12 protein-coding genes and 1 pseudogene are annotated in these 12,013 nt (G+C 36.2%); 4 read left to right on the forward strand and 9 right to left on the reverse strand.

Annotation, left to right across the window (positions count from 1 at the left end):
- Positions 1-62 precede the first annotated feature (62 nt).
- Complete coding sequence (locus tag WYK_RS08345; RefSeq protein ID WP_040374069.1) at positions 63-800, forward strand: SDR family NAD(P)-dependent oxidoreductase; 738 nt, start codon at positions 63-65, stop codon at positions 798-800.
- A gap of 88 nt (positions 801-888) precedes the next feature.
- Complete coding sequence (locus WYK_RS08350; protein ID WP_040374070.1) at positions 889-2,136, forward strand: MFS transporter; 1,248 nt, start codon at positions 889-891, stop codon at positions 2,134-2,136.
- 190 nt (positions 2,137-2,326) lie between these two features.
- On the opposite strand, the gene WYK_RS08355 is transcribed toward WYK_RS08350, so the two are convergent.
- The 3 genes from WYK_RS08355 to WYK_RS08365 all read right to left on the reverse strand — a co-directional run bounded on the left by WYK_RS08355 (position 2,327) and on the right by WYK_RS08365 (position 4,254).
- Positions 2,327-2,836: a GNAT family N-acetyltransferase gene (locus WYK_RS08355; protein WP_152526439.1), complete on the reverse strand. Its 510-nt coding sequence runs from the start codon at positions 2,834-2,836 to the stop codon at positions 2,327-2,329.
- A gap of 32 nt (positions 2,837-2,868) precedes the next feature.
- Complete coding sequence (locus WYK_RS08360; protein WP_040374072.1) at positions 2,869-3,336, reverse strand: NUDIX hydrolase; 468 nt, start codon at positions 3,334-3,336, stop codon at positions 2,869-2,871.
- A 75-nt stretch (positions 3,337-3,411) separates the two neighbouring features.
- Positions 3,412-4,254 (reverse strand): aldo/keto reductase, encoded by an 843-nt coding sequence (locus WYK_RS08365; RefSeq protein ID WP_040374073.1) that lies wholly within the window; start codon positions 4,252-4,254, stop codon positions 3,412-3,414.
- Between the two features lie 147 nt (positions 4,255-4,401).
- Between WYK_RS08365 and WYK_RS08370 the strand changes: the two genes are divergently transcribed.
- A complete protein-coding gene (locus WYK_RS08370; protein WP_040374074.1) occupies positions 4,402-6,198 on the forward strand; it encodes a M3 family oligoendopeptidase in 1,797 nt (598 codons plus the stop codon).
- Positions 6,199-6,454: 256 nt separating this feature from the next.
- Here the strand turns inward: WYK_RS08370 and WYK_RS08375 are convergent, their stop codons facing one another.
- The 6 genes from WYK_RS08375 to WYK_RS08400 form a co-directional block, all read right to left on the reverse strand.
- Complete coding sequence (locus WYK_RS08375) at positions 6,455-7,783, reverse strand: 6-phospho-beta-glucosidase (RefSeq protein WP_040374075.1); 1,329 nt, start codon at positions 7,781-7,783, stop codon at positions 6,455-6,457.
- A 26-nt stretch (positions 7,784-7,809) separates the two neighbouring features.
- A complete protein-coding gene (locus WYK_RS08380) occupies positions 7,810-8,157 on the reverse strand; it encodes a PTS lactose/cellobiose transporter subunit IIA (protein WP_040374076.1) in 348 nt (115 codons plus the stop codon).
- A gap of 55 nt (positions 8,158-8,212) precedes the next feature.
- The gene (locus tag WYK_RS08385) at positions 8,213-8,446 is read right to left on the reverse strand and encodes a hypothetical protein (protein WP_040374077.1); all 234 of its coding nucleotides are present in this window, start codon (positions 8,444-8,446) and stop codon (positions 8,213-8,215) included.
- 11 nt (positions 8,447-8,457) lie between these two features.
- Positions 8,458-9,801, reverse strand: coding sequence for a PTS sugar transporter subunit IIC (locus WYK_RS08390; protein ID WP_040374078.1), 1,344 nt, complete (start codon positions 9,799-9,801; stop codon positions 8,458-8,460).
- An 84-nt stretch (positions 9,802-9,885) separates the two neighbouring features.
- Positions 9,886-10,188, reverse strand: coding sequence for a PTS sugar transporter subunit IIB (locus WYK_RS08395; RefSeq protein WP_040374079.1), 303 nt, complete (start codon positions 10,186-10,188; stop codon positions 9,886-9,888).
- Positions 10,189-10,224: 36 nt separating this feature from the next.
- Positions 10,225-11,664: a glycoside hydrolase family 1 protein gene (locus tag WYK_RS08400; RefSeq protein WP_040374080.1), complete on the reverse strand. Its 1,440-nt coding sequence runs from the start codon at positions 11,662-11,664 to the stop codon at positions 10,225-10,227.
- Positions 11,665-11,862: 198 nt separating this feature from the next.
- Here WYK_RS08400 and WYK_RS08405 point away from each other — a divergent pair.
- Positions 11,863-12,013: pseudogene (locus WYK_RS08405) on the forward strand (RpiR family transcriptional regulator); the annotation flags it as partial.

Genomic DNA, 12,013 nt, shown 5'->3' on the forward strand with positions numbered 1-12,013 from the left:
ATAGGCACTGAGAATTTGAACAAATTGTGAACGAAAATAACAACATATGGGAGATGACGAACATGAGATTAAAAAACAAAGTTGCCATTATTACCGGTGCTGCATCTGGTATGGGTCAAGGTGAAGCAATCCGCTTCGCTAAAGAAGGCGCAAAAGTTGTTGTAGCTGACTTAAATTTAGAAGGTGCACAATCTGTAGCTGAAGAAATTAATGCATTTGGTGGACAAGCAATTGCTGTTTCAGTAAACGTCATGAAAACGGAAGACATTTTAAATTGTGTAAAAGAAACGGAAGAAGCGTTCGGTCCAGTTGACATATTAGTAAACAATGCTGGTGTTTTCGATAAATATCAAAAATCATTGGATACTACATTAGATCAATGGAGCTTCTTGGTAAATATCAACTTAACAAGTGTATTTGAATTTTCAAATGCTGTGTTACCAAGTATGATCGAACGCAAAACGGGTGCAATTGTAAACATCGCTTCTGTTGCAGGTCTTGTTGCAGGTAAAGGCGGCGCCGCTTATACTGCGACAAAACACGGTGTAATTGGCTACACTAAACATTTATCTTCTGAATATGCTCAATATGGCATTAAAATAAACGCAATTTGTCCAGGAACAATCGAAACCCCTCTAGTTAAGGATGTTCTGGCTGGTATCTCAAAAGAGCCAGTCCCAGCTCGTCGCTTCGGACAAGTAGAAGAAGTAGCTGATTTAGCAGTGTTCCTCGCATCTGAAGAAGCTAAATTCATGAGTGGTACTGCAGTAACCATTGACGGTGGATTCACCATTCAATAATGGTTAAACCCTAAGGGAATTTATATAGCATAAATTTTATGGAGGAGAAGCAACTAGCTATCTTCTCCATTCTTACGAGGTGGGAAAGATGAAAAAGCAAGGTAAAATTCACTACGCTTGGTGGATCATGGTTGCAAGTGCTGCCATATATGCCGCAAGTGTTGGTATTATCGTTAGCTGCGCAGGTTTACTATATCGTGCAGTAGCTGAAGATTTGAATGTTGGTGTTTCTGAAATTAGTTTATATACATCACTCATGTATTTGACAGTTACAATTTTACTCCCCTTCGCTGGGAAAGTATTAAATAAATTCGATATCCGGTATATTTTAACCATTGCAGGTATTATTAACGCACTTGCATTCGGTTTAATGGGTACGTACAACTCGGTTATCCCATTCTATATTTCTGGAATTGCTCTAGGGATCGGTAGTACATTTTTAATTTACGGTTCCATTCCATTAATCATGAACAACTGGTTCAAAGTAAAAGCTGGTACCTCTCTAGGTATTGCGATGGCGTTCATGGGGATTGGCGGCGCAATCTTCGCACAAATCACAGGTGGTTTAATTGAATCAATCGGCTGGCGATCCACATATATGGTATTAGGTATTGCGGTTGCAATCTTAATTTTGCCATTCTCTATTTTCGTTATCCGTTCTAAACCTGAAGAATTAAACATGACAGCTTACGGGGAAGATGAAGTGGTCGAAAATGCACCTGCTTCATCAAAAATGCTTGAAACAGGTGTTTTAAAAAGTGCTGCGTTGAAATCTCCAGCATTTTACTTAGTTCTAGTATTTACAGGATTATTCGGTCTTGCTTCAACAGTAAGCTTTCATGTACCAAACTTCGTACAGTCTGTCGGTTTCACGGCTGCGATGGCAGCTACAGGTGTAACATGTGTAACGATTGGTCAAACTGGCGGTAAATTCATGCTTGGCGCAATCAACGATAAATTCGGTATTAAATCGGCTTTATTCGTAGGTATAGGCGGTGGTATGCTCGGAGTAGTTGCCTTATTAATTTCTGACTCATTCGGTATTGGTATGCTTTATGCTGGTGCCTTACTGTTTGGTATTGGTTTCTCTGGTTCAACTCTACTACCTCCAGTAGTTATCCGTGAAGTATTCGGTGGACGTGATTATGCATCCATTTATACAACCATTATGTCTGCTTCTACATTAGGTGTAGCTGTTGGTACCACTTTATTCAGTTACATTTTCGATTCAACAGGTTCATACTACACAGTATTTATTACAGTAATCATCTTATTTATTATTGTTATTTCTTCAAGTCTTATCTCTTTAAATTGGAAGAAAAAATTAAATGTTTAATCCATATCAATAAAGAAAAGCACTTATTGGAATGTAAACATTCTAATAGGTGCTTTTCTTTACGTTTCTTCCGAGAACTAGACTATAGACTCGTTTACATTCTCATTTTAATTAATACATGTACAAAAATTCAAAAACACTGTCCGAGTGACTATGTAAAAACAATCCTAATAAAACTATTGAAACGAACCTAATTGTTATTTTTATAGTAGATGATGGTAGCAGCTAATTCACCATTCTCAGATATTGCATAGTTAGGAATCCTTCCAGCTTGAATATAGCCTAATGAAGAATATAGTTTATTAGAAGGATCACCTTCTCTTGTATCAAGAACTAATAATGACCGATTTTTCTGTTTTGCTATTTCTTCAGCTCTTTGCATGAGTGAACGTCCAATGCCATTCCGTCGATAATGGGGGTGTGTCATTAGTTTTGCAATCTCAGCTCTATGGCTTCCATTCTGTTTCGTTGATAAATGTACTTGTACACTTCCGATAATTTGATTGTTTGATTTTGCAATAAATAAAAGTACTTCCGGAGTAAGAACGGTGCCCCAGTATATCTCTGCCTCTACTCTTCTTATTGGTGGTAAAAATCCAATCGAAGCCCCGTCATCTACTACCTTTATTAACAGTTCAGCAAGCTCGCTAATATGTTCTTCTATAAAACATACTTGTTCAATGTATACACCGAAACCCACGACGATCACCTAATCTCCTATGCTATTTCATTTTATAGTGTTGCTAAAATGGAAATGCCTTTACTGTATTCATTTATTATTGGTGCATCTGGTGGACTAATGTTGTGAGGAAGTTCAGCAAACTTAAAAAATTTTAATTCTTGAACTTCCTTTCCATCTCTTTTCATTACGCCCTCATAATCACTGCATATGTAGGCTGATATCACATTATATACTTCATCACCGTGAGGATATGTATAGTGAAAGTTTTCTCCTGAGTAAACATTAAATAACTTTATCTTATTTGCGATTAAACCGGTTTCTTCAAATAATTCTCTCATGGCCGTTTGTTCTAGTGTTTCCCCAAACTCAAGTGCGCCGCCAGCTAAACCCCAACAGTTATTATCCTTACGAAGCTGCAATAATAACTCGTTCTTCTCATTAATTAAAAGAACAGCAGCCCCAGCCATGATAAGAGGACGGCTTCCCACTATTTTTCTTAATTCCATAATATACCCCATATAACACCTCCAATTGATAACTTTCATTATTAAAAAAGAAGGTACAAAATACCTTCCTTTTCTCTCATATATTTATTAAAATTCTTCATAAACAGCCGGATCTTGATTAGCAATTCTGCCATCAGGACGTGTTAATTTTGAAATCATATTCATTTCTGTTTCATCTAATTTAAAGTCGAAGATGGAGATATTTTCAAGCTGATGTACAGGTGAAGCTGATTTTGGTATGGAAATCGCGCCTAGCTGATAATGCCAGCGCAATACAATTTGCGGGATGGTTTTATGATGATTTTCGGCAATCGTTTGAAGCGTATCAATCTCTAAATCTTTATAGCCTCGAGTAAATGGGCTCCATGATTCTGTAGCGATATTATGTTCTTTATGATAGTTTCTTTGCTCTGCCTGATTGAAGAATGGATGCAATTCAATTTGGTTAATACTTGGCTTTACACCTGTTTCTTTTTCTAAACGGTCAAGATGTTCAGGTAAGAAATTACAAACTCCTATAGAACGAATAAGTCCCCATTTTTTCGCATCAGTCAATGCCTGCCAAGCTTCTACATAGTGATCCTGTTTTGGATTAGGCCAGTGAATGAGATATAAATCATAATAATCTAAATTAGCCCTAAATAAAGATTCTTGGATAGTAGCTACCGCTTTATCATAGGTTTGAAAACGACCTGGCAGCTTAGTAGTTATTTTTAATTCATGTCTTGGAACAGAACTGCGTTTAACCGCTTCCCCTACAGTTCCTTCATTTTCATAGTTATAAGCAGAATCGATTAAACGATACCCTGTTTCGATTGCACTTTGTATAGCGTTCACACCATTAATTCCCTTAAGTGGATATGTACCAAAACCTATAACTGGTAATGTCATGCCATCATTTAGTGTAACCTCTGGAATTGATTTATACATAACTAACCACTCCCTTCCATAATAGTATAATATTATCACAAATTTTAAATAATTTCATAATTGCGACTTTCGAGGACCTTATAAAGGAATTTCCCATATACTAGACGAATTAATAGGTAAGAAAAGAATGAATATAAGGAGACCTAAATGGAACAAATAATGAATCAAAATTGGGATTTAGCCTCGCTTTATCCTGACGAAACCATGTCAAACAAACTATTAGAACTTAGAGCCGAACTGGATATGACAATTGAAACCTTGTCTGAAAATCTTAAACAATTGAATCGTTCATCAGGAATAATAAAACTGTCAAAGTTAGTGAAATTTATTCAGCGTACACAATATGTTCAGAATGGTTCGGAAGAATTCGATGATTTACTAATATGTATATATGCTCAAAATACCAATAATACCGAGGTGATCGGATTATTAGATCATAGTGCGGTTATTAAATCTAAACTTCAATCCATCCAACTCGAGTTAAATCTTACATTGGCTAATCTCTCAGAAGACCTATGGGCTGAACTTTTACGTTTATCAGAAGTTGATCCAATAGCATTTTATCTACTAGAATGCAGGCAAAAAGGAAAAGAACAGCTGCCTTTGGAAATGGAAAGATTAATTAGCTCTCTTTCTATTAATGGAATTAAAGGGTTGGAGCAGCACTATGAACAAATGCTGACTAAAATAAGAATTCCATTAAAGATGGATGGAGAGATAAAAGAAGTTTCTATTGGACAAGCATTAAATGAAGCGATTTATGCCAAAAATCGATTAGTCCGCCAAGACGCTGCACTGGCAATTAAACACATCTGTGAAAAAAATGCCGATTTATTCGCTTCTGTATTAAACAGAATAGCTGGTTTCCGTCTTACTATCTATGAACAACGTGGCTGGGATAACCTTTTGAAAGAATTATGTCTTCAAAATCGAATTATGGACGAAACACTCCAGACTATGCTTACTTCCATCAATAAACATAAGGAACTTATAAAATCTTACATACAACGAAAAATCGAACTCGGTCAAATAAAAAATCCCAGCTGGTTTGATTTAGAATCGCCGCATTTTACCGTTGCAGTAAAAGTTCCCTATCAGGATGCTGTAACCCTTATCATTGAGCAATTTGAAACGTTTAGTGATTCATTAGGGAAATTTGCAGAAGAAGCTTTTGAAGCGGACTGGATTGAAACGGAAAACCGTCCAAGCAAAGCAGAGGGTGGTTTCTGTGCATCGTTTCCACTTTCCAAACAAAGCAGGATTTTTTTAACGTATCGAGAGAATTACCAAGATGTTATCACGATAGCTCATGAATTGGGGCATGCTTACCATAATTATATCTTGCATAAAGAACCAGCTTTTGCGCAGCAAAAAGGGACAAGTTTGGCGGAAACTGCTTCAACCTTTATGGAAAACTTGGTAGTGGATGCGGTGATTAAACAAACCACATCAAAGGAAGAAAAGCTGGCTTTACTTGAAATGAAAATCTCCAATGGTCTTAAATATGTTGGTACGATTCCGAATATGTTTAAGTTCGAGCAAGAATTTTACGAAAAGCGAAAAGCGAACGTAGTGACGGCCGAAGAAATCAACACTTTAATCTCTAAAGCAGAAAATGAACTATATGATGGTTTAATTGAGGATTTGGCAGTCCATAAATGGATGTACATTTCTCATTTTTATAACGCAGAAAAGGCTTTTTATAATATTCCTTACACCATAGGCTATCTATTTAGTAATGGCATATATGAAAGATTGAAGAACAGTGAAAATGGCGTCGAACAATTAAACGAATTATTGCGAAGCTCTGGTAGAATGACAGTAGAACAGCTCGCTGAAAGATATTTAGGAGTAGATGCAACAAAAACTACGTTCTGGGATAGATCCCTGCAGCCTTTAAGGGAAGCGATTGAAGAGTATTTATATTTGACTGAAGATATATAATGACCAAACCACTTGAAAATATTTTATAGAATTCCTGCCTATCGAATAATATAAATTACCCCGCAAATATGATACTTGGTTCATATATTTGGGGGGTTTTTCTTGTAAAAATCTACATTCATTCTTTAACAATTTGATCTATGAACCCTAGATTTATGTTTAGGTGTATCAAATGTCAATACTTGAAAATAGTACTACCGCCAAGTATACAAAAAAGTAGAGTCAGATGACTCTACCTAATGAGAAGATATTCTACTTATACTTTCACAGGCTGTGTGAATTGGGGAAGATATTCTTTATGAGCTGCTAGCATTTCATCTAATATCTGTTTAGCTGCTTTATCAGAATGAACAAGTGGGTTGATGGTCATTGCAAGTAAGGCTGTTTGATAATCACCTGTCACCGCTGCTTCTGATGCAACTCGTTCGAAACTCTTAATTTGCTGAACAAGTCCTCTTGCAGCAACCGGTATGTCACCTACTGCTATAGGTATGGGTCCTTCTTTAGTTATCACACAGTTCACTTCAACAGCCGAATCGTTTGGAATACTAGCAATTGCCCCGTTATTTCTTGTATTAACTGGTTGAATATCATGTTTATCATTATATATTGAGTTTATAAGACTACAAGCTGCATCACTGTAAAAAGCTCCTCCACGTTTTTCTAATTGCGGCGGCTTGATATCTAGTTCTGGATTCTTATATATCTCGAAAAGTTCATGTTCTAATTTTTGTACTACTTCGGCTCTTGTTCCGACGGTTTCTGCTGCTTCAATTTCCTCTGCAAGCATCTCACTGGTTTTATAATAATAGCGATGATAACCACAAGGAATGACTCCTAATGCTCTTATGAAATCTGGCTCCCAAGCTAAACCAGAAATGTTTTTCATGGTCATTTCATTATTCGGATCCGTCATTCTTTCGATAACAGAATCAAGAATACTAACTCCATCTAAATACACATTTAAACCAAAGACCATATGATTAAGGCCAGCAAAATCAACATGTATTCGACTAGGCTCAACATCCATGGCGCTCGCAATCCCCATTTTCATTCCAATTGGGACGTTACATAAACCGACAACCTTCTTAAGATTGCTATATCGCAACACAGCTTCTGTTACCATACCAGCTGGATTCGTAAAGTTGACCAGCCATGCATTCGGACATAATTCTTCAATATCTTTACATATTTCTAAGATAACTGGGATTGTCCGCAATCCTTTAAATAATCCACCCGGACCATTCGTTTCCTGTCCGATTACTCCATATTTAATAGGGATTCTCTCATCTTTTGCGCGAGCGTCCAATAAACCAACACGGAATTGCGTTGTAACAAAATCAGCATCCTTTAGTGCTTCTCTTCTATCTAGCGTTAAATGAACATCGATAGGAACACCTGCTTTTTGAATCATCCTCTTCGCAAGGCTTCCAATAATCTCTAATTTTTCCTTACCAGCCTCAATATCTACTAACCAAAGTTCCGTTATCGGAAGCTCATCATATCTTTTTATAAATCCTTCAATTAATTCGGGGGTATAGCTCGATCCTCCACCAATGGTAACAATTTTAATTCCTTTTGACATTTCGCACCTCCAAGTTTTATCATACCTTATTTCCCAAAAGAATCTGTATGAATGACTGCTTTCAACTGATTAATATCCTTATACATCCTAATCATTTCAATTACTAAATCGTTAATCGTTTCAACACTCATCATTTGATCTTCTGCATGCATGATGATTAACGAAAAGGTAAGTTGCTTTCCTAAAGCCTCTTCTTGAATCAATTCGAGATGAGCATTATGTCCCACTAACAAAAACTGACGTGATTCCTTCAGTTTTGCTTCAGCTTCTTCATATAGACCTTCTCTGGCTGCATAAAGTGCTTCCATGACCAAACTTTTCGCTGTACCTACATTACTGATAATATTAAATGCTATTAGTTCCATACCTTCCATACCATTGATCCTCCTTTCCACCTTTGATTCTATGCTTGTTATAATTTAATTATCTTCAGCATACACTGGCAATAAAATATAATGCCGGACCATATTTTGATTCTTTAAATACATTTAACAAATGCTTAACAGTATCATCTGCTGATAAAGCAGTCCCCACTTGAACGATAACTTTAATCTTTCCTAGCCTTTTGGAAGTGGTAACAACCTTTTCATCTTCATACTCTTTAAAGAAATCATGTACAAATTTAATTTGACCGCATGTAAACTCAACATCGTATTTATTCATTCCTTTTTACCTTAAGCCGTTTTTTCTGAATCTAATTTGCTATCACTGGTATTCTCAACTGATTTGTTAGATGCAAGTACAAAAGGTAAGTAAATAAGCGTTGATACAGCCAAACAAACAAATCCAATAATTAAAGCAAGCCAGTTACCACCCGTTCCTAAGAAAGCAATAAGTGGTCCCGGAGTTGTCCATGGAACGCTATACGCAATAGGAGGAATTAATCCTGTTGCAATTGCAGCATATCCAATAATGATATTAACGGCAGGTACAAGTATAAAAGGTATTATCAAAATTGGATTTAATACAACAGGAAGGCCAAATATAATAGGTTCATTGATATTAAATAGTCCCGGAGCAAGAGAAAGCTTCCCAATTTCACGGTATTCTTTCCTTCTAGATACTAAGAATATGGCAATCAATAATCCTAATGTCATCCCTGATCCCCCGTAGTTAGCGAAGGCATCATTGATGGCCCATGTAACAGGGTATGGTGCACCCCAAGCTGAGCCATGTGCAGCAACATAGTTCAAGTTTTCCAAGTTAGCTTCAGCAAACATTGCTTCACGAATTGCGGCAATTGTGTTTGGACCATGAATTCCAAATACCCATAAAAGATTAGATACTATAGCTAATATGACGAGAGACACGACATTTGTTCCTAAATGTTTTAAAGGTGTTTGAAGGGCAGCGTATATCAATTCATGTAACCCGTCTGCATAAAACTTATTAATGACAGCGTTACCAATTGCAAATACAATGGTAATTATAATGATTGGAAAAAGCACTTTAAATGATCGTGCAACAGCAGGCGGAACTGATGCCGGCATATTTATTTGCAATTTTTCGGATTTTGATAGCCTACTGAATAATTCTCCAACAAGCAGTCCGACTATTATCGCTACAAACAAACCTTGAGCTCCAACCCACTGAGTCGTTAAAAAGTTTCCACCATCAACTTGTGTGTATGATGGGTAGATAATAAAAAAGGTAGAGAGTGCTGTTAACCCGCATAATAACTCATCAGATTTTAATGAGATAGCTATATTCCTAGCAACTAGAAAAACAATAAACATAGATAAGATATTGGAGGAACCATTTAACACTGGTGAGAAGACAGACTGTAAATCTGCCAAGTTGGGAAATAATTTATGCAAGAATAGTATTTTTGCAATAAATCCATCTGGAGCCAAAACAGCAAAGTTTAATAGAACAATTAGAGATCCTGCTAAAGTAATTGGAAAGGATAAAATAAAAGCATCACGGATAGCGACAATATGTCGCTGTGAATTCAACTTGGAAGCAATAGGTACTAGTGCCTTTTCTGCAACCTTTTCAAACGTGGCCATAAACCCCATGATTAATACCTCCTGAATGATAAAGCTAAGATTCATTTCTCTTACATTTGAGTTTCATTCTTGAATAAAATAGTTCAAATACTCTTATTCAATTAGACTTAACGCCTTTTCCAAGACTGCCTTCCCATTCATCATTCCATAATCCCTCATGTCAATAATTTCAACTGGTACTCGTCCATCAATAATCGTGTCTACTTGTGGTTTTTGATACCTGACTTGGGGTCCTAACAAGACAACATCGACTTCACTGGCTACACTTTCACATTGAGATATCGGTAAAGCAAGAATATCAATTTCTACCCCTTTTTCTTTCGCAGCATCATTCATCTTATTAACTAGCAGACTGGTAGACATTCCCGCTGCACAAACTAATAATATTTTTTTCATATTCCATTCCTCCATTTTAGTTAGTTAGCTCGCATTTTATAAATTTTTTCCACCTGTTTTAATTACTTCTTTATACCAATAAAAGCTTTTCTTTTTAATTCTTTTTAAATTCTTTTCATTATCTTCGTCGCGATCTACATAGACAAAACCATATCTTTTTTGATAACCATTCAACCAGCTTAATAAATCCGTAAATGACCACGTACAATAACCCAGTAAATCTACACCATCTTCAATGGCTAGTCCACACGCCTCAACATGAGATCGAATATAGTCAATTCGATAGTCATCATTGACTTGATTGTTTTCTTCTAATTCATCAAATTCGCCTAGACCATTTTCGGTAATCAATAAAGGCAAATTATATCGACTGGTCAAGCGGCGAAGTCCAATTCTTAAGCCGGTAGGATCAATTTCCCAATCCCAGTTTGTTGACTCTAAGTATGGATTCTTCTTAGATTTAAATAATCCAGGAATACCTTGCTCTTCAGATGAACCCTTTTTACCAGTCGTATTCATGGACCCTTTTCCAACACCATTGTTTAGTGGATTCATTTCAACTGTTCCTGTACGATAGTAGTTTACTCCAATAAAATCTGGTCTACCAAATGCTAATAATTCAAAATCTCCTTCGCAAATAGTTGGAGTTAAATCTAATTTGTCTAAATAATTCCACATTATAGTTGGGTATTTTCCCCAACAATAGACATCCAACCACCAATAATTATTGAGCTCTTCAGCATTTTCAAAGGATAAAATATTATCAGGATGACAATTTAGCGGATAAGTAGGTCCGTATGCAAAACTCGGTCCAACTTTACCATCTGGAACAAATCTTCTAAAGGACTGAATGGCCTTCGCATTTGCTAAATTGGCAATATGATTAGCTTCATACATCCTTTTTGTATCTTTTACACTTGGTGGATGGATTCCTAAATCATAACCTAATCCGATAAAAACATTTTGTTCATTTAATGTAACCCAATATTTCACCCTGTCTCCATACCGTTTATAAAGCGTTATGCAGTATTCATTAAAATCATCAATAATATCACGTGATTCCCATGCACCATATAAATCCATCAATGCTTGTGGTACATCCCAATGGTAGATTGTAATAATAGGTTCAATTTTGTGTTCTATAAGCTCATTAATTAAATCATCATAAAACTGTAATCCAGCTTCATTTACTTCTCCTCTGCCCTCTGGATAAATCCGACTCCAAGCAATAGAAAATCTATATGCTTTCAAGCCCATTTCAGCCATCAATGCAACATCTTCTTTATAACGATTATAATGATCAACTGCAACATCACCATTTGTCGCTTGAAAAGTATTACCAGGTATCTTTGTAAAGGTATCCCATACAGATGGCCCTTTTCCTTCCTGGTTCCAAGCCCCCTCTACTTGATAAGCTGCAGAAGCAGACCCCCATAGAAAGTTCTCAGGAAAGTTCAGTTCACCTTTATGACTCATACTATCCCTCCTCTTGATAATGATTGTACGCGCTTTCAAAGGAATTGTACGCAAAAGTTCGATTTTAGTTCTTCTTATTATTAAAAGGAATTTGTTACATTTATGGAACAACCTGTTTTTTCATTTCCTAATTATGATAAGATTCATTTATACTAATTTAATAGTCAATTATATTTTTTTCATACGGAGGAACCTAAGATGTTTTCTAACGAAGAGATTGCTTCATTAAATGATTTAGAATTTTCCTTATATAACTACGTTACGAAGAATAGTGAAAAGGTAATCTACATGCGGATTCGGGAACTTGCGGATAACACGCATGTTTCAACCTCCTCTATTTTACGTTTTT

This window comes from Peribacillus psychrosaccharolyticus ATCC 23296 (genome assembly GCF_000305495.1).
GTDB lineage: Bacteria > Bacillota > Bacilli > Bacillales > DSM-1321 > Peribacillus > Peribacillus psychrosaccharolyticus.